This window comes from Ruegeria sp. HKCCA4008 (assembly GCF_013033125.1).
In the GTDB taxonomy this organism is placed as follows: domain Bacteria; phylum Pseudomonadota; class Alphaproteobacteria; order Rhodobacterales; family Rhodobacteraceae; genus Ruegeria.
Window position 1 is genome coordinate 24948 of record NZ_WQDM01000009.1, and the last position, 16522, is coordinate 41469.

General features: G+C 59.1%; 18 protein-coding genes. 8 read left to right on the top strand and 10 right to left on the bottom strand.

The features are described from left to right. The first annotated feature begins 59 nt into the window (after nucleotides 1-59). Nucleotides 60-2234 carry a transglycosylase domain-containing protein gene (locus GOW60_RS17230; protein WP_171230247.1) on the top strand — a complete coding sequence of 725 codons (2175 nt, stop codon included), beginning with the start codon at nucleotides 60-62 and terminating at the stop codon, nucleotides 2232-2234. A gap of 76 nt (nucleotides 2235-2310) precedes the next feature. On the opposite strand, the gene leuB is transcribed toward GOW60_RS17230, so the two are convergent. Further along, nucleotides 2311-3414, bottom strand: a complete 1104-nt coding sequence (gene leuB / locus GOW60_RS17235; RefSeq protein WP_152459715.1) for a 3-isopropylmalate dehydrogenase — start codon at nucleotides 3412-3414, stop codon at nucleotides 2311-2313. A gap of 91 nt (nucleotides 3415-3505) precedes the next feature. Here leuB and GOW60_RS17240 point away from each other — a divergent pair, with 91 nt between their 5' ends. Then, on the top strand, nucleotides 3506-4033 hold the full coding sequence (locus tag GOW60_RS17240) for a redoxin domain-containing protein (protein WP_152459716.1): 528 nt from the start codon (nucleotides 3506-3508) through the stop codon (nucleotides 4031-4033). A gap of 3 nt (nucleotides 4034-4036) precedes the next feature. On the opposite strand, the gene GOW60_RS17245 is transcribed toward GOW60_RS17240, so the two are convergent. After that, nucleotides 4037-4930 carry a LysR family transcriptional regulator gene (locus GOW60_RS17245; protein ID WP_152459717.1) on the bottom strand — a complete coding sequence of 298 codons (894 nt, stop codon included), beginning with the start codon at nucleotides 4928-4930 and terminating at the stop codon, nucleotides 4037-4039. 84 nt (nucleotides 4931-5014) lie between these two features. Here GOW60_RS17245 and GOW60_RS17250 point away from each other — a divergent pair, with 84 nt between their 5' ends. Then, a complete protein-coding gene (locus tag GOW60_RS17250; RefSeq protein WP_171230248.1) occupies nucleotides 5015-5923 on the top strand; it encodes an epimerase in 909 nt (302 codons plus the stop codon). Here GOW60_RS17250 and GOW60_RS17255 read toward each other — a convergent pair. From GOW60_RS17255 to GOW60_RS21200, 6 genes are all read right to left on the bottom strand, one after another. Beyond that, nucleotides 5915-6943 carry an endonuclease/exonuclease/phosphatase family protein gene (locus GOW60_RS17255; RefSeq protein ID WP_171230249.1) on the bottom strand — a complete coding sequence of 343 codons (1029 nt, stop codon included), beginning with the start codon at nucleotides 6941-6943 and terminating at the stop codon, nucleotides 5915-5917. The two genes, GOW60_RS17250 and GOW60_RS17255, sit on opposite strands and share 9 nt — an antisense overlap. Beyond that, nucleotides 6940-7770 (bottom strand): hypothetical protein, encoded by an 831-nt coding sequence (locus GOW60_RS17260; RefSeq protein WP_152459720.1) that lies wholly within the window; start codon nucleotides 7768-7770, stop codon nucleotides 6940-6942. Before GOW60_RS17260 ends, GOW60_RS17255 begins: the two co-directional genes overlap by 4 nt. A gap of 333 nt (nucleotides 7771-8103) precedes the next feature. After that, the gene (gene leuD / locus GOW60_RS17265) at nucleotides 8104-8709 is read right to left on the bottom strand and encodes a 3-isopropylmalate dehydratase small subunit (RefSeq protein WP_171206408.1); all 606 of its coding nucleotides are present in this window, start codon (nucleotides 8707-8709) and stop codon (nucleotides 8104-8106) included. Nucleotides 8710-8751: 42 nt separating this feature from the next. Then, nucleotides 8752-9306: an HdeD family acid-resistance protein gene (locus tag GOW60_RS17270; protein ID WP_171230250.1), complete on the bottom strand. Its 555-nt coding sequence runs from the start codon at nucleotides 9304-9306 to the stop codon at nucleotides 8752-8754. Between the two features lie 37 nt (nucleotides 9307-9343). Beyond that, complete coding sequence (leuC, locus tag GOW60_RS17275; RefSeq protein WP_152459723.1) at nucleotides 9344-10747, bottom strand: 3-isopropylmalate dehydratase large subunit; 1404 nt, start codon at nucleotides 10745-10747, stop codon at nucleotides 9344-9346. 43 nt (nucleotides 10748-10790) lie between these two features. Then, complete coding sequence (locus GOW60_RS21200) at nucleotides 10791-10970, bottom strand: hypothetical protein (protein WP_254442760.1); 180 nt, start codon at nucleotides 10968-10970, stop codon at nucleotides 10791-10793. Between the two features lie 31 nt (nucleotides 10971-11001). Here GOW60_RS21200 and GOW60_RS17285 point away from each other — a divergent pair, with 31 nt between their 5' ends. The 4 genes from GOW60_RS17285 (at nucleotide 11002) to GOW60_RS17300 (ending at nucleotide 13880) form a co-directional block, all read left to right on the top strand. Continuing rightward, nucleotides 11002-12354, top strand: coding sequence for a mechanosensitive ion channel family protein (locus GOW60_RS17285; protein ID WP_171230251.1), 1353 nt, complete (start codon nucleotides 11002-11004; stop codon nucleotides 12352-12354). Nucleotides 12355-12518: 164 nt separating this feature from the next. Beyond that, the gene (gene rsfS, locus GOW60_RS17290; RefSeq protein ID WP_058276550.1) at nucleotides 12519-12878 is read left to right on the top strand and encodes a ribosome silencing factor; all 360 of its coding nucleotides are present in this window, start codon (nucleotides 12519-12521) and stop codon (nucleotides 12876-12878) included. Nucleotides 12879-12922: 44 nt separating this feature from the next. Further along, the gene (gene rlmH, locus GOW60_RS17295) at nucleotides 12923-13393 is read left to right on the top strand and encodes a 23S rRNA (pseudouridine(1915)-N(3))-methyltransferase RlmH (RefSeq protein WP_171230252.1); all 471 of its coding nucleotides are present in this window, start codon (nucleotides 12923-12925) and stop codon (nucleotides 13391-13393) included. Nucleotide 13394: 1 nt separating this feature from the next. Beyond that, entirely contained in the window at nucleotides 13395-13880 is a 486-nt protein-coding gene (locus GOW60_RS17300; RefSeq protein ID WP_171230253.1) for a flavodoxin family protein, read from the top strand. A gap of 3 nt (nucleotides 13881-13883) precedes the next feature. Here GOW60_RS17300 and GOW60_RS17305 read toward each other — a convergent pair whose 3' ends face one another. Together GOW60_RS17305 and GOW60_RS17310 are read right to left on the bottom strand one after the other, a co-directional pair. Beyond that, a complete protein-coding gene (locus GOW60_RS17305) occupies nucleotides 13884-14231 on the bottom strand; it encodes a hypothetical protein (protein WP_171230254.1) in 348 nt (115 codons plus the stop codon). A 35-nt stretch (nucleotides 14232-14266) separates the two neighbouring features. Further along, complete coding sequence (locus tag GOW60_RS17310) at nucleotides 14267-14977, bottom strand: DUF599 domain-containing protein (RefSeq protein ID WP_171230255.1); 711 nt, start codon at nucleotides 14975-14977, stop codon at nucleotides 14267-14269. Nucleotides 14978-15056: 79 nt separating this feature from the next. Here GOW60_RS17310 and GOW60_RS17315 point away from each other — a divergent pair, with 79 nt between their 5' ends. Then, on the top strand, nucleotides 15057-16505 hold the full coding sequence (locus tag GOW60_RS17315; RefSeq protein ID WP_171230256.1) for an FAD-linked oxidase C-terminal domain-containing protein: 1449 nt from the start codon (nucleotides 15057-15059) through the stop codon (nucleotides 16503-16505). The last annotated feature ends 17 nt before the right edge of the window (nucleotides 16506-16522 follow it).

The following is a 16522-nucleotide window of genomic DNA, read 5'->3' on the forward strand; positions in this document are numbered from 1 at the left end:
TACATACTCAGATCACCGGGGTATGGTGGCGCAAAAGAAAACCCGGGCAGAGTTTGAGCATGACTGAGTCCAAGCGACGCAAGCCGAAATTGGTTGCGGATAAAAGGTACCCGTCAAAGGGTCGTAAACCGTCGGCATCCAAGCGCCCGGCGGGCAAGAAGGCGACGGCTCGCAAAACCACCTCACGCAAAACTGCGCGCAAAAAGACGCGCAAAAGATCGGGGGGCAAAGGCGGCGGCATCTTGCGTCGTTTTTTCCGCTGGGTCTGGCGGATGGTCTGGGGTCTGACCTGGCGCGTCGGAGCGGTCGTGGCCATCCTGATCGCCTTGGCGGTGGGTGTCGTCTATTCCTCGTTGCCTGAGTTGGATGCCTTGTTGGACGGCCGTGCGCGCGGGTCTGTCACGCTGCTGGACCGCGACGGCAAAGTGTTTGCCTGGCGGGGCGACCAGTTTGGCGGGGTGATCACTGCTGATACGGTGTCGCCGCATCTGAAAAACGCCGTCATCGCGACCGAGGACAAACGGTTCTATCGCCATTTCGGGGTCAGCCCGCGCGGTGTGGCAAGCGCCGTGCGCATCAACCTGAGCGAAGGGCGCGGCCCGTTGTCCGGGCATGGCGGGTCAACCATAACGCAGCAAACGGCCAAACTGCTGTGTCTGGGCGTGCCTTATGATCCGACAGAATGGGAATCAGAGGCCGCCTATGAAGCCGATTGCCGTCAGGGATCGCTGTGGCGCAAGGCCAAAGAGGCCATTTATGCAATGGCAATGGAGGTGAAATACTCCAAGGATGAGGTTCTGACGATCTACCTGAACCGGGCTTTCCTTGGTGCAGGCGCGCGCGGGTTCGAGGCCGCAAGCCAGCGGTACTTTGGCAAGTCCGCCGCCGAAGTCTCGCCGGCCGAGGCAGCTATGTTGGCCGGGCTGTTGGTTGCGCCCACGCGCTATGCGCCGACGAACAATCTGCAACGGTCGCAGGACCGGGCCCGCCTTGTAATCGGTCTGATGGAGGATCAGGGCTATCTGACCGCTGCGCAGGCCAGCGAAGCCCGGGCGCGCCCGGCCCAACTGTCCGAGGCGGCGGCTGCGCGGGCCGGGGGGTATTTTGCAGATTGGGTCATGGCCAGCGGGCCCGAGTTCTTTACCCGCAACACGACCGAAGATGTGGTGATCCGGACCACCTTGGATCAGCGCATTCAGACCTCTGCGGAAGAGGCGCTGAAGTTCATCTTTCAGGAAAAAGTGCGCGAAGGATCAAAGGCGCAGGCGGCCATTGTGGTGATGTCGGCCGACGGTGCGGTGCGCGCGATGGTTGGTGGGCGCAAGACACGCGTGTCTGGCGCGTTCAACCGGGCGACGCAGGCGTTGCGACAGACAGGGTCATCGTTCAAGCCATTCGTTTACGCCACCGCGCTGGAACTTGGATATTCGCCGCTGGATACGGTGATGGATGAACCCTATTGCGTCGATATTCCGGGGTCAGGCCAGTGGTGCCCCAAGAACTACACCAACAAGTATTATGGGCGGGTGACTTTGGCGGATGCGCTGAAAAACTCGCTGAACATACCGGCGGTGAAAGTGGCCGAGATTTCCGGCCTGGACAATGTTCGGACGGTCGCCAGCGGCTTTGGGATTGCCAGCGACCTGGCACAGGGGCCTGCGCTGGCGCTTGGTGCATCTGAAAGCACGTTGATCGAGATGACCGGGGCTTATGCAGGCATCCTGAATGGTGGGTCACAGGTTGAACCTTATGGGCTGACCGAACTGAAGCTGCTGGGCGACGAAACACCCGTCATGGTCACGACGACCGGTATTGGCGAGAGGGTGATCAATGAAAGGGCTGCCAAACAACTGACCTGGATGATGGAGCGCGTGGTCTCTGAAGGAACCGGCGGGCGGGCCAAATTGCCCGGCTGGCAGGTGGCGGGCAAGACCGGCACGACCCAGGCCGCGCGCGATGCGTGGTTCATCGGGTTCACGGCGGATTATGTGACCGGGGTCTGGATGGGGTATGATGACAACACGCCCTTGTCCGGCGTGACCGGTGGTGGCTTGCCGGCCGAGATCTGGAAAGAAACCATGCTGCGCGTGACCGAGGGCATGACGCCCACGCCCTTGCCGATGATGGCGCCGGAACCACCGGTTCAGGTTGCCCAGCCGCAGCCCCGCCGAAAGCGCGGAGGTTTTGCCAATGACATCAACAATCTGCTGAAGAACATTTTCGGCGGCAACTAAGGCAATCTCGAAAACGACAGAACAAAAAAAGGCGGTGCCCGGTGCACCGCCTTTTGTTATTTCTTACTTTCGTTGCTTAGACGCTTGCGTCCAATGCAGATAGGATCGCGTCGCCCATTTCGCTGGTCGAGACGGGCTGAACGCCCTCATCCGCAAGCAGGTCGCCGGTGCGAACGCCGTCGGCCAGAACCTTCTCGATCGCAGCTTCCAGCCGATCCGCTTCCTCACCCTGATCAAAGCTGTAGCGCAGAGCCATCGCAAAGCTGAGAATGCAGGCGATCGGGTTGGCTTTGCCCTGACCCGCGATATCGGGGGCGGATCCGTGTACGGGCTCGTACATCGCCTTGGGGCGTCCATTGGCCATCGGCGCGCCCAGCGATGCCGACGGCAGCATACCCAGAGACCCGGTCAGCATCGCGGCGCAGTCGGACAGGATGTCACCGAACAGGTTGTCGGTCAGGATCACGTCGAACTGTTTCGGCGCGCGCACCAGCTGCATGGCACCGTTGTCGGCATACATATGGCTCAGCTCAACTTCGGGGTAGTCAGCGGCAACACGGTTGACCACTTCGCGCCACAGGATACCCGATTCCATCACGTTGGCTTTTTCCATCGAGCACAGCTTTTTGTTCCGGCGCATCGCCAGTTCAAAGGCCGAGCGTGCGGCGCGTTCAATCTCGGATTCGGTGTAACGCTGGGTGTTGATGCCGACGCGTTCATTGCCTTCCTCGAAGATGCCGCGCGGTTCACCGAAGTAGACGCCCGAGGTCAGTTCGCGCACGATCATGATATCCAGACCGGCAACGATGTCTTTCTTCAGCGACGAGAAGTCAGCCAGCGCGTCAAAGCACTGGGCCGGGCGCAGGTTCGAATACAGGTCCATTTCCTTGCGCAGGCGCAGCAGGCCGCGCTCGGGCTTGAGGCTGAAATCCAGATCGTCGTATTTCGGTCCGCCAACGGCGCCCAGCAGAACCGCGTCGACCTCTTGCGCCTTGGCCATCGTCTCATCGGACAGAGGCTTGCCGTGGGCGTCATAGGCGGCACCGCCGACCAGATCCTCGCTCACGTCAAATTGAAGACCGCGATTGGCGCCGAACCAATCGATGATTCTGCGCACTTCGGCCATGACTTCCGGGCCAATTCCGTCTCCGGGCAGGATAAGGAGCGAAGGGTTGGACATGAAGGGTCTCCTTGCGTTTTGTTGCACAGGGCCTAGCGTCTGCGTTGCATCGGGTCAATGAGACGAACCTGCCAAAACAGAAGGAAAACACATGCTGACTCCTGGAAATCCGGTTCCTGCGCTGAAAATCGAAACTGTTGCCCATGGCAGCTTCGATCTTGACGCGGACAAGGGCGAAAACGGGACGCTGGTGATTCAATATCGCGGGCTGCATTGCCCGATCTGCATCAAGCAGATGGCCGAGGTCGAAGCGGCGCTGGATGACTTCGCGGCGCTGGGCGTCGAGGTTATCATGATCACCACCGATACAGCCGAGCGCGCAGCGGAAGCCGCCGAAAAAGCCGGAGCGTCGCGCCTGCGTGTGGGCCACAGCCTTCCCCTGTCCGCTGCGCGGGATGATTGGGGTCTTAACATCTCGACCAAGCGCGAAGGCAGCGCCGAACCGGATCTGTTCGCAGAGCCGGGGCATTTCTACATCACACCCGACCGCACGCTGTACTATGCGTGGCAACAGACCACGCCTTTCGGTCGCCCGTCCATGTCGGATATTGCGGGTGGTTTGAAATTCACATTGGGCAACAACTATCCCGCGCGTGGAACTTATACCGGTCCGCTTTGACCCTCAAAGAGCGGCTTTGAGCCCTTCTGCCAACAAATCCCAGACCCTGCGGATGCGCGGGGTCTGGCGCATGGCCTGAGGTGCGGCCAGCCACACGGGTAGAATCGGGATGTCTACATCCAGCGGCAGGATTTCCACGTCGGGGTCGGCTTGGGCAACCTGTACCTGGCTGAAGCCTATGCCACAGCCCGCCCGGATCAGTTCCCAATAGGCGCTTTGCAGGTCACAGCGGGTGGCAAAACTGTCGCGGCTGGCTGGCCATCCCTTTTCACGCATGGCTTTGATGATCTCCTGGTTCGCGTCAAACCCCACCAGATCATGCGTAAACAGTTCCTCGGGTGTCTTGGGGCGCCCCTTCCGGTCCAGATAGGACTTTGCCGCACAAAAGCACAGCGGCACATCCCCGAGATAGCGGGAAATGAGATCCACCTGCGCAGGACGATACATCCGCACGGCGATATCCGCCTCGCGATAAAGCAGATTCTCGGTGGTGTCAGTGGCCACCAGTTCAAGCTGGATCGTGGGCTCCTGCTTGCGGATGGACGCCAGTATCGGTGGCAGCAGGTGATGCGAGGCAAAGACGGATGCGGTGATGCGCACCGAACCTTCAAGCTGTTGCGATTGCCCAGCAGCGGCAAGACTGAACGCGGTCATGGCGCTGTGCATCTGCTGGGCCATCGGCAAAAGCTGTGAACCCGCTTCGCTGAGCTTCAGACCACGCGCGTGGCGATCGAAAAGAGAGACACCCAGCTCGTCCTCGAGGTTTTGGACCTGCCGCCCTAAAGTGGGTTGGCTGCGATTTAGATGCCGTGCGGCGGCGGACAGCGATCCCGTCTCGGCCACGGCCAGAAAGCATTGGATCAGAGACCAATCTGCATGTGTCAGAGCTTTGTCCATTCAGAAATGAATACACGTTCTGCGAATTGCGGCAATTCCTTGCGCGAAGTGAATGGCTAGATTGATCTCAGTCAGGAGGCAAACATGGCACAATCTGCACTGGTACTGGGCGCAACAGGTCGTTTTGGACGCAACGCAGCCCTGGCGTTCAGGCGCGCGGGCTGGGACGTGACAGAATTTGACCGCAGGTCTGATTCGCTGTCACAGGCGGCGCGCGGCGTGGACGTCATCGTGAACGGATGGAACCCGCCCTATCCCGATTGGGCACGCGATGTGCCGGTGCTGACCAAACGGGTGATAGATGCGGCCTCAGATACGGGGGCGACCGTGATCGTGCCGGGCAATGTCTACGTATTTGGTGAAAATACGCCGGGTCCATGGTTGGGCGGGACTCCGCATCAGGCCACCAACCCTCTGGGCCGGGTTCGGATCGAGATGGAAGAGGCCTATCGCGCGTCAACCGTGCACACCATCCTTTTGCGCGCCGGGGATTTCATCGACACCAATGCATCCGGAAACTGGTTCGATCAGGTCATGATCAAGCGTCTTTCGCGCGGTCAGTTCGTTTACCCCGGCGATCCGCACGCGCCGCACGCTTGGGCCTTTCTGCCTGATCTGGCCCGCGCCGCCGTCGCGCTGGCTGAGATGCGGCAAGACCTTCCCCGTTTTTGCGATGTTCCATTTGAAGGGTACACTTTGACCGGGACGCAGATTGCTGAATCGCTTTCGCAAGTCACCGGCCGGCCGGTTGCAGTGCGGCGCATGAAATGGTGGCCTCTGCAATTGGCCCGCCCGTTCTGGAGCATGGCCCCTCATTTGATCGAGATGCGGTACCTCTGGCACGTGCCGCATCAATTGGATGGCGGCTATATGAATGAATTGCTGGCCTCGTTTTCTAAAACGAAGCTAGAGGATGCCTTGCGTTCCGCCATTCCGCCCCAACGTGCCGCTTCGTCGCCAACAACCGGGAACAGGGGCGAGGTTCTAGGGTAGGGTTATGTCAACCCAGACCAGTCGATGCCTGCTGGCGCGTCGGGCACTGTCGTACAGCGTGTCACCTTCCACGGGCCAGACAATGCCGGTTTCCAAGATCTGCAGATCACTGGACGGCAACACATAGTCAACGCGCATTTCCCCGGTGGCTTTCCATTCGACCGTTGCTGATGACCCCGATGGATCCTTTGGTATCGGGTCCTGCACCTTGGGATCGGTCAAAAGCGCGCGAATGGCCTGTTTGTGGCCTTCTCCGCGGCTCGGGTCGAGATTGGCGTCCGCGGCTATCACGAAGGGGCCTTGAGGAACTGGCCCCAGACCGCCATTCAGAAAAACCGACCACAGGCGAATCTCATCCCTGTTGCGCAGACCGTTGCGATCCTCGGGTCCGTCAAAAACCGGTGGGGCAGCGTGAAAGGTCATCAGGCTGAATCGCCCCTGCGGGGTTTCGATCGGAAGCACCCAATGCACGGTCGAGGACAGGCGCTGAATGTCGTGCGCAGCTTGAGACGGGAAGGGGAGCCCATCCTTGCGTGGCAAAGCAGCCCCAGGCAGGTCTTTCCACCGCAGATCGGTGTAATCCTGAACGTCATCGGTCATGATTTCGAAACGGGACAACACCGCCACCCCTCCGTGGCCGGTGAACTTCCCCCAGCCCTGCGCGTCGCCGGGGCCTTGCGTTTTGCCATCACCATCCAGATCCAGCGGCGTTTCCAACCCTGCATTTGGTTGGGCGGAAAAGTGATAGGGGAAATCCAGGCCCGCCTCGCGCAGTTTTTTGGACAGGGCGCTCAGGGCTGCGCCTTCGAGATCCCAGTCGATGCCTTGCAGGGCAATGACATCAGGTCGCGCCGCGGCAATGACCTCGACAACGGCTTCAACCTGCGCATCATCCCGCTGAATGTCGCGCAGCAGCAGGCCGGGGCCGTTTCTGCTGAGTTCAGTGTTGTAGGTGGCGATGCGATACACCTCTGCCTGTGCCGATAAAGGCAGCAGCAGCAGGGCAAGGGCACGGATCATGCGGCTTGCGTTGTCTCGCTTGTCGAATAGGCGCGGCGCTTTTCCACGATCAGACCCGCGATGCGAAGCGTCGCCATCCCGCGCATGATCATGCTGGCGGGCAGGAAGGCCCAGGCGCACATGGTCCAGATCAACGTTTGCGGATTGCTCAGCGAGATCGGGGCGACGACGCTGCTCATGAGCTTGATGACAGCCGGAATGAGAAAGGGAAGCAGAACGCCAATACAGATATTCAGGCGACCATCGCGTTGCAGGCGGGTAACGACATCGCCGCCCTTGGTGGGATCAAACAACGGTAGATTGGTCCACACGTTGAAGGCGCCATTGCCCGTGGGCCAGCCACGCACTTTGACCGCATAGGCAAAGCTGGCGACGGTGACCAAGGCGGCCACATAGGCCACACTGGCTGCGATCCGAACCAATTCGATCAACGGCTGGCCCGCATCCAAGGGCAGCATCAGCACGATCAACCGAACCGGAGAATAGGGAAAGTCCGCGACATTCGCAACGGCCAGGCCCGCGGTGTAGGCGAACGCGGTCAGCTCAGTCGGCTCATAGGCGTTTTTGCAAACCAGGGTCAGAAAGGTGACCATCGACATCAGCCCGACAAACCGCAGACGGTTCACCGGCGGCGCATCGCGAAATTCAATAAAGCTGGGAAAGGCGGAATTGTACTCGGCGAATGTCAGGATGAACGCGAGAATCGCGAGGAAGACCAGAATCTCGGTCCCGTTCGTCGATGATACAGGCAGGTACAACGCGGGTGTCAGCACCATCAGTGCCACAAGTATTCCGCGTATCGCCGCCCCTGTTGTGCGCGCAATCACTATCCGAACCCTTTTTCAAACCGGATAAGTCGATCTTCGCCGACTTACATTCCAACTTGTGCCCATCGTCTCGAGTTTTTTGACGGATGCCTCTTTAGCGCCAACATGGACGATAAGCGGCATTTCGCTCAAGACAGGGTGCAGAAAACACGTGATTTCGGGCAAAATGATGGCGCAACTGGTGCGGGATTGCATCATTTTCGACGCAAATCCGACGTGTATCTCAATATGAGACCAAGATGTTGTGGTTCTGGTAAATTCAACCCCAAGAATGAGAACGGAGCCGCCTTGGCGACCCCGTTAGGTTGAGTATCCAAAGAATCGGCTAAGGCCTTACACCCAGGGGCGGGCCTGACTTGCGTGATCCTCGAATTTGTCGATGTGGTGGTCTTTCTCCATGGTCAGACCGATATCGTCCAGACCGTTCAGCAGACAGTGCTTGCGGTGCGGATCGATGTCGAATTCGATCACGACCCCATCCGAAGTGGTGATCTGCTGATCTTCCAGGTGCACGGTCATGCGGGCATTCTCACCCTTATGTGCGTCTTCCATCAGGATCGCGTGGTGTTCTTCCTCGACCACGATCGGCAGGATGCCGTTCTTGAAGCAGTTGTTGAAAAAGATGTCGGCAAAGCTGGTCGAGATCACGACCTTGATGCCGAAATCCTTGATCGCCCAGGGAGCGTGTTCGCGCGACGAGCCGCAGCCGAAATTGTCGCCGGCGACCAGAATTTCGGCCTCGCGATAGGCGGGTTTGTTCAGGACGAACTCTTCGTTCTCCTGCCCGTCATCATGATAGCGCATTTCATCAAACAGCACGACGCCAAGGCCGGACCGTTTGATGGTTTTCAGATGCACTTTGGGAATGATCATATCGGTGTCGATATTGATCAGTGGCATCGGGGCGGCCACCCCGTGGACTTTTTCAAACTTTTCCATGTCTGCACTCCTGCAGGAGAGGGCCGCGCCCGTATCCCGCGATTAAGCTTCTTTCGCTTCTGTTGTTTCGTCATTGGGTGCGTTCTTGACGAAGAACGCCATGAACACCAATCCGAACCCGTTGAACAGCATCTCGATGCCCAGCAGGATACCCAGAAGGCTCAGCAAAGCGGCGGGTTCGCTGCTTGCATAAGACCAGATGATACCTGCGAGGATGATCGACAAGATGCCCGAGATCATCGTGGGCCAGAAAAACTGTGTTCCTTTCATCTGGAACGACAGAATGACCCGCGCGATGCCGCCTGCCATGAACAGGATCAGCATCACGGTTGCCAGCGTCAGTGTTCCCTGTAGCGGGTGATCCAGAAAGGACCAGCCCAGGAACAGCATGACCGCACCCATGATAAGTGACAGAATCTTGTTGCCTGTGCCTTCGACGGTGAAACCGCCGACCACTTGCATCGCGCCTGCAATCAGCAGCAGCGCACCGGTTACGACCGTTACGGCAAGCGAAGCCGCAATCGCATTGCCCAGCGCAAAGACGCCGAACGCAATTGATAGAAGCCCCAGCAGGAGCCATTTGACCCAGTCACTCATTTGTTCAATCCCTCAAATATCTAGATATGAGGGCACCTTACATCAATTCACGGACGTCTGTCAGCCGTCCCGTGATTGCCGCTGCGGCAGCCATTGCCGGGCTCAGCAGATGTGTGCGCCCGCCCCGGCCCTGACGGCCTTCGAAGTTGCGGTTCGAGGTGGCGGCACAGCGTTCGCCCGGTTGCAACTGGTCGGGGTTCATCGCCAGGCACATCGAACAGCCTGCCAGACGCCATTCGAACCCGGCCTCTTTGAAGATGTCGGCAAGGCCTTCTTCTTCGGCCTGAGCGCGGACCAGCCCCGAACCCGGCACGACCATGGCGCGCATACCGTCCTTGATCTTCTTGCCTTTCAGGATCTCGGCCGCGGCACGCAGGTCTTCAATACGTCCGTTGGTGCAGGACCCGATAAAGACGGTGTCAATCTCGACATCGCTCAGCTTCTGACCGGCTTTCAGACCCATATACTCGATTGACCGGCGGGCCGCCTCGACCTTGCCGCCTTCGAAATCCTCGGGGTGCGGCACGGTTGCCGTGATCGGCAGAACATCCTCGGGGCTAGTGCCCCAGGTGACGACAGGCGCGATGTCTTCGCCACGAATTGTGACAACCTTGTCGAAATGCGCGCCTTCGTCGGTGTAGAGTGTTTTCCACCAATTCATCGCGGCTTCCCACTGCGCACCTTTCGGCGCATGCGGACGGCCTTTGACATATTCGAACGTGGTCTCATCCGGTGCAATCAGCCCTGCGCGTGCGCCGCCTTCGATGGCCATGTTGCAGACGGTCATGCGGCCTTCCATCGACAGGTTGCGGATGGCTTCACCGCAATACTCGATGACATAGCCGGTGCCGCCGGCGGTGCCGGTTTCGCCGATCACGGCCAGGGTGATATCCTTGGCGGTCACGCCCGGCTGCAATTTACCGGTGATTTCCACCTTCATGTTCTTGGATTTCTTCTGGATCAGGGTCTGCGTGGCCAGAACGTGTTCGACCTCGGACGTGCCGATGCCGTGGGCCAATGCGCCGAATGCGCCATGCGTGGCGGTATGGCTGTCGCCGCAGACGACGGTCATGCCCGGCAGGGTCCAGCCTTGTTCGGGGCCGACGATGTGCACGATGCCCTGACGGACGTCATTCACCGGGTAATAGTGAATGCCGAAATCCCGGGCGTTCTTGTCCAGCGCTTCGACCTGAATGCGCGATTCGGGGTTTTCGATCCCGTTCACCCGGTCCGGTGTGGTCGGAACGTTGTGGTCCGGCACGGCAATAGTCTTTTCTGGGGCGCGCACCTTGCGGCCCGCCATGCGCAGGCCTTCGAACGCCTGCGGGCTGGTGACCTCGTGGACCAGATGGCGGTCGATATACAGCAGGCAGGTTCCATCATCGGCTTCGTGCGCGACATGGGCATCCCAGATCTTGTCATAGAGTGTTTTGGGGGACATGTGTCCTCTCCCGTATGTAATGAGAAATAGCTGGCGAGTTGGCTCAGGCGACGGGTAGGCGCGCCAGGACCGTGCGGGCAGCCCCAAAGAACCGTTCGCGCAGACGCGCGCGGTCTTCCAGATTCTGTTCTTGGGCCACATTGAGTCTCATGCGGTTCAGATATACCGCGCCTTTGCTGCAATCAAGGTTCAAAACCGGTGTCAGGCTTGCATCGCCCAGCATTGCTGTCCAAGCTGCCGTGCAGGAGGCGCGTATGAACCAAGACCTGATCCCCAGCTCGCTGACAGACCTTTACAACAACATGGTCGCGGGGTTCTCTTCCGAGCTTCAAGAACTGGTCGAGTTGGTGGTTACGCCGGGCTGGCGGCAGTATCAGTTGGTCATCATCCTTTTCATTTGGGCGCTGGCTTTCCTTCTGAAAGTTCTGACACAGCCGCGATGGGATGCCTGGACGCGCGCCCGCACCGGATGGCCGAAATGGCGGCTTCGCACCATGGTACAGCTGATGCAGCGGCTGACACTGGTCTATTTCGTGCTGCTGTCCTGGCTCTTGTATCAGGTTATGCAGCATGTCACCTGGCCGTCGCGCAGTTATCTCATTGGGATCATTGCAACTCTGGCAACTGCGTGGCTGGCGATTGCACTGGTGGCGAGGCTTGTCCGCAACCGGACGCTGCGACGGATATTCAAGTGGGCAATGTGGGTCTATGCAACGCTTGTTGCGTTGAATCTGACGGATGACGTGGCCGAATTCCTCGATGGGGTCGCGATTTCCGTCGGTGACCTGCATATTTCCTTGCTGGGCATTCTCAAGGCCATCCTGCTGATCGGAGTCCTGTTAACGCTGGCCCGCATCGGCACCCGCGCGGCCGAGCGTGGATTGCAGAGCAATGACGACATCACCCCGTCCATGCAGGTGTTGTTGGCCAAGGGAATTCAGGTGCTGCTGTATGGCGCGGTCTTTCTGGCTGCGATCCGCACGCTGGGCTTCGATCTGACCGGCATTGCGCTGTTGTCGGGCGCGATCGGCGTGGGCATCGGGTTCGGCCTACAAAAAGTGGTGTCGAACCTCATATCGGGGATCATTATCCTGATGGATCGGTCGATCAAGCCAGGCGATGTGATCTCGCTGGGCGATACGTTCGGTTGGATCAATGCGCTGGGCGCACGCTATGTCTCGGTTGTCACGCGGGACGGGCGGGAATACCTGATCCCGAACGAGGACCTGATTACCAACCAGGTGGTGAACTGGTCGCATTCCGACAAATTCGTGCGGTTGGATCTGGATTTCGGCACCAGCTATGAGGATGACCCCCACAAAGTGCGCGCAACGGCGATCCGAGCTGTAAAGGCAGTGACCCGCGTATTGAGTGGTGGAAAACATGAACCGGTTTGCCATATCACCGGTTTTGGCGACAGCAGCGTGGATTACGTTCTGCGGTTCTGGATCAGCGATCCGACCAAAGGGCTGACCAATATCAGGGGAAATGTCTATCTTGCGCTGTGGGATGCGTTTCAGGACGAAGGCATCTCGATCCCCTTCCCGCAGCGCGAGGTTCGGCTTTTGTCGGAAAACGCAAACATGCAACAAATCGCAGAAGAGTGACCAACCCTGCGCGGGGCCGGACGCGCTTTCATTGAAATGTTGCATTCCCCTTGTTACCTTATTAGTACCCCGGCGCCGGGGTTTCACGGCGCGCAGCAAAGGAGGACTATGTCCTGTCACTACATACACAGGCGGGTTTGCCCGCCGAAGACGGGGCCGGTGTAATGGCCCACTCTCAGTCAATCAGCGACAAGCTGCTTGAGCGTATCCTTTCCTCACTTTCCGATGACAAGGCCGAAGACGTCGTGCAGATCAACCTGCAAGGCAAGTCGTCTGTCGCGGATCACATGGTCATTGCTTCGGGTCGGTCGACCCGTCAGGTCTCGGCCATGGCGGAAAAGCTGACGGATCGCATCAAGCAGGAATTCGGTTTCACCTCGAAGGTCGAAGGCAAGGATGCCGGCGATTGGGTGCTGATCGATACGGGCGACGTGATCGTCCATATCTTCCGCCCCGAAGTGCGCGAATTCTACCAGCTGGAAAAGATGTGGCTGCCTCAGGGCGGCAGCGCCTCGGCGAACTGAGGCGCCATCCCGGCCCGTATTGAGGGGCCGGAGGCGAGAGAGATATGCGTATCAGCATAGTTGCGGTCGGGCGATTGCGCGCCGGACCGGAGAAGTCCCTGCTTGATGATTACCTGACCCGCTTTGACCGGACCGGCCGTGGCTTGGGCATTGGTCCCGCGCGGGTGATCGAGGTCGAGGACAAGAAAAACGCAGGCATGGGGGCCGAAGCCGCGTTGCTGCGCAAGGCGCTGCCCAAGGGCGCGGTGATCTGTACGCTGGACGAACGCGGGCGCGTGATGTCTTCGCCCGATTTTGCCAAGAAACTGGGTAGTTGGCGCGATGCGGGGCGGCAGGATCTGGCGCTGATCATCGGCGGAGCGGACGGAATAGACCCTGCTTTGCGGGCCGAAGCCGACTTTTCCCTCTCGTTCGGGTCGATGGTCTGGCCTCATATGCTGGTCCGTGTGATGCTGGCTGAGCAACTGTATCGGGCCGCGACCATTCTGTCAGGTGGCCCCTATCACCGGGTCTGACATGGCGCAGCTTCTGATCGTTTACCATTCGCGCACAGGTGGTGCCCGGCAGATGGCCGAAGCGGCGGCTGAATCGGCACGGGCAGAGACCGAGGTTGAGCTTGTGCCTGCGGATCAGGCGGGGCCGGAGGATGTGCTGGCCGCCGACGGCTACATCTTCTGCGCGCCAGAGAATCTGGCGGCGATCTCTGGCTTGATGAAGGAATTCTTCGACCGCTGCTATTACCCGGTTCTTGGACAGATCGAAGGTCGCCCATATGCGCAGATGATTTGCGCCGGGTCGGACGGAGAGAATGCAGCCCGCCAGATCGCACGGATCGCCACTGGCTGGCGGTTGAAAGAGGTCCAGTCGCCGCTGATTGTCTGCACGCACGCGCAAACGCCCGAGGCCATTCTGGCCCGAAAAACCATTCCGGAAGATCAGCTGGATCGGTGTCGCGAGATCGGCGCCGCGTTGGGTGCGGGCCTTGCCATGGGGATTTTCTGAAGGTTAGTTTAGTTCGACCAACGTCGTGTCTTCGTTCCAGCCATCCACATTGCACCGGGCCTGAATCTGCACCTGTGAAACGTTTTCCGGAATCACCACGCCGCCAAGCGAGCGGGTAAAAGGTTGCTCTGTCTCATGCGGGTGGTGCAGCACACGCATTCCCAGTTCATTCCCGTCCATGTCCAGAACGCGCCAGCCGTCGGCGTAATGATCCCAGCCTGTATCGGGATGCCGGATCGTCACGTCGAACCGCCATGTGTCACCGGTGGCACTGGCGCGGACCTGTTCGATTGTCGGCGGGTCGGCAAGGGCAGGTGCAGCCAGAAGGGCGCTGAGAATCACATATCGCATGGTTCGAACCTAGGGTTTAATGCCGCGCTTGGGGATCACGTCTCTGTGTTCGACGTTTGGGCCATGAGGATCGCGCGGGAATGCGATGCAAACTCGCGGCGATACAGGACACCGAATGTGATCATTGTGCCCAACACCAATGCCATCGGCCCGAGAAACCAGGCCAGCGAAGCAAGGGCGAAATAGGTGGCGCGCAGACCGCGGTTGAAGCTTCGGGCGGCGGTCACGCAGATCTCGGCCGCCTGACCGGCCCGAGGATAGGCGTTTGGGTCTTCAGGATCGTTTGGAACCGAGGCCATCAAAACGGCGCAATACCCAAAAAGACGATGTGCCCAGACGTATTTCAGAAAAGCATTGGCCAGCAGCAGGACAACCACAAGTATCTTGATTTCCCAGACCATCGCCGGTGCGCTGCCGATGGCAAGATCCGTCGCCACCCCGGCCAATCGCTCGGTATTGCCCAACAGGGCCAGACCACCCCCGATGGCAATCATCGTGGTTGAAGCGAAAAAGGTGCTGCCTTGCCGCATGGCAGCCACGACCTGCGCATCGAACATCCGTGGCTGGCGCGTCACCATCTCGTGCATCCAGTCGCGGCGGTAGCCATCCATCACAAGGGCGACGGACGGCTTCTGTGGTGACGGGTGTTCGATCTTCCATCCGATCCACAGCCACGCACCCAGCAACATTGCAATGGCAGCATAATCCAGAGGGGAAAATAGGGCGGCACGTTCGATCCAGGTCATGGCGCGACAGTACGACCGGACATCGGAACTTGCCAGAGTGGTAAATTGGTAATATTATTTTACCAAAGGGAGGGATGCCATGGAAATGCCAAAGCCAAGCCCGGACGTGCTGAACCGGGAAAGCGCGATCGTTTCGCGGCTGTCGCGGGTTTTGCCAGATACGGCAATTATCCATGATCCGGCTGAAACCCGAGCCTATGAGTGCGATGCCCTGACGGCCTACAAATGCCCTCCGATGCTGGCCGTGTTGCCGTCGAGCACGCAGGAAGTCTCGGACGTTTTGCGCATTTGCCATGAAGAGGGCGTGCCGGTCGTGCCGCGCGGTGCGGGTACGTCGCTGGCCGGTGGGGCATTGCCAACGGCTGATTGCGTCATTCTGGGCGTCGCGCGGATGAATGAGGTGCTGGAGGTTGACTATGACAACCGTTTCATCAGGGTGCAGACGGGCCGCACAAACCTGAGCGTCACCGGCGCGGTCGAGGAAGAGGATTTCTTTTATGCGCCTGATCCTTCCTCGCAACTGGCATGCGCCATTGCCGGCAATATCGCGATGAATTCAGGCGGCGCGCATTGCCTGAAATATGGCGTGACAACGAACAACCTTCTGGGCGTGACCATGGTGATGATGGATGGCAGTGTCGTCGAGATCGGCGGCGCGCATCTGGATGCGCCCGGTCTGGACCTTTTGGGCGTCATTTGCGGTTCGGAAGGTCAGTTGGGCGTGGTGACCGAAGCAACACTGCGCATTCTGCGCAAACCCGAAGGCGCGCGGCCGGTTCTGATGGGGTTCGACGACAACGAAGTCGCGGGTCAGTGTGTTTCTGACATTATCAAATCGGGCATTCTGCCGGTCGCGATCGAGTTCATGGACACGCTGTGCATAAAAGCCTGCGAAAACTTTGCACACGCCGGATACCCCGATTGCCATGCGCTGTTGATTGCCGAAGTGGAAGGGTCGGAAGCCGAAATTGACCATCAATTGTCGAAAATCATCGAGATAGCCAAACGCCACAACCCGGTCGAGTTGCGAGAAAGCCAGTCAGCCGAAGAAAGCGCAAAAATATGGCTTGGCCGGAAATCCGCATTCGGCGCCATGGGGCAGTTGAACGACTACATGTGCCTTGACGGTACGATCCCGGTGTCGGCCCTGCCAACGGTGCTGCGCCGTATCGGCGAGTTGAGTGAAGAATTCGGTCTGCCTGTCGGGAACGTTTTTCACGCAGGGGATGGGAACATGCATCCGCTGATCCTTTTCGATGCCAACAAGGCGGGTGATCTTGAAAAATGCGAGGCATTCGGGGCCGAAATTCTGAAATTATGTGTGGACGAAGGCGGTTGTCTGACCGGTGAGCACGGCGTTGGTATCGAGAAGAGGGATCTCATGTCGCATCAATATGCGCCTGCCGATCTTGAAGCGCAGATGGCAGTAAAGGACGTTTTTGACCCCAAATGGCTGCTGAACCCTGCCAAGGTGTTTCCACTGAACGTTTCGGAAACCCGTCGCCACGCGCAGATTTCTGCCGAGTAACAGGCTCTAATAACGGA

Excerpts from the sequence above, each read along its gene's own strand:
- GOW60_RS17230 (WP_171230247.1), top strand. The coding sequence starts at position 60 with ATGACTGAGTCCAAGCGACGCAAGCCGAAATTGGTTGCGGATAAAAGG.
- leuB (WP_152459715.1), bottom strand. The coding sequence starts at position 3,414 with ATGTCCAACCCTTCGCTCCTTATCCTGCCCGGAGACGGAATTGGCCCG.
- GOW60_RS17240 (WP_152459716.1), top strand. The coding sequence starts at position 3,506 with ATGCTGACTCCTGGAAATCCGGTTCCTGCGCTGAAAATCGAAACTGTT.
- GOW60_RS17245 (WP_152459717.1), bottom strand. The coding sequence starts at position 4,930 with ATGGACAAAGCTCTGACACATGCAGATTGGTCTCTGATCCAATGCTTT.
- GOW60_RS17250 (WP_171230248.1), top strand. The coding sequence starts at position 5,015 with ATGGCACAATCTGCACTGGTACTGGGCGCAACAGGTCGTTTTGGACGC.
- GOW60_RS17255 (WP_171230249.1), bottom strand. The coding sequence starts at position 6,943 with ATGATCCGTGCCCTTGCCCTGCTGCTGCTGCCTTTATCGGCACAGGCA.
- leuD (WP_171206408.1), bottom strand. The coding sequence starts at position 8,709 with ATGGAAAAGTTTGAAAAAGTCCACGGGGTGGCCGCCCCGATGCCACTG.
- GOW60_RS17270 (WP_171230250.1), bottom strand. The coding sequence starts at position 9,306 with ATGAGTGACTGGGTCAAATGGCTCCTGCTGGGGCTTCTATCAATTGCG.
- leuC (WP_152459723.1), bottom strand. The coding sequence starts at position 10,747 with ATGTCCCCCAAAACACTCTATGACAAGATCTGGGATGCCCATGTCGCG.
- GOW60_RS21200 (WP_254442760.1), bottom strand. The coding sequence starts at position 10,970 with ATGCTGGGCGATGCAAGCCTGACACCGGTTTTGAACCTTGATTGCAGC.
- GOW60_RS17285 (WP_171230251.1), top strand. The coding sequence starts at position 11,002 with ATGAACCAAGACCTGATCCCCAGCTCGCTGACAGACCTTTACAACAAC.
- rsfS (WP_058276550.1), top strand. The coding sequence starts at position 12,519 with ATGGCCCACTCTCAGTCAATCAGCGACAAGCTGCTTGAGCGTATCCTT.
- rlmH (WP_171230252.1), top strand. The coding sequence starts at position 12,923 with ATGCGTATCAGCATAGTTGCGGTCGGGCGATTGCGCGCCGGACCGGAG.
- GOW60_RS17300 (WP_171230253.1), top strand. The coding sequence starts at position 13,395 with ATGGCGCAGCTTCTGATCGTTTACCATTCGCGCACAGGTGGTGCCCGG.
- GOW60_RS17305 (WP_171230254.1), bottom strand. The coding sequence starts at position 14,231 with ATGCGATATGTGATTCTCAGCGCCCTTCTGGCTGCACCTGCCCTTGCC.
- GOW60_RS17310 (WP_171230255.1), bottom strand. The coding sequence starts at position 14,977 with ATGACCTGGATCGAACGTGCCGCCCTATTTTCCCCTCTGGATTATGCT.
- GOW60_RS17315 (WP_171230256.1), top strand. The coding sequence starts at position 15,057 with ATGGAAATGCCAAAGCCAAGCCCGGACGTGCTGAACCGGGAAAGCGCG.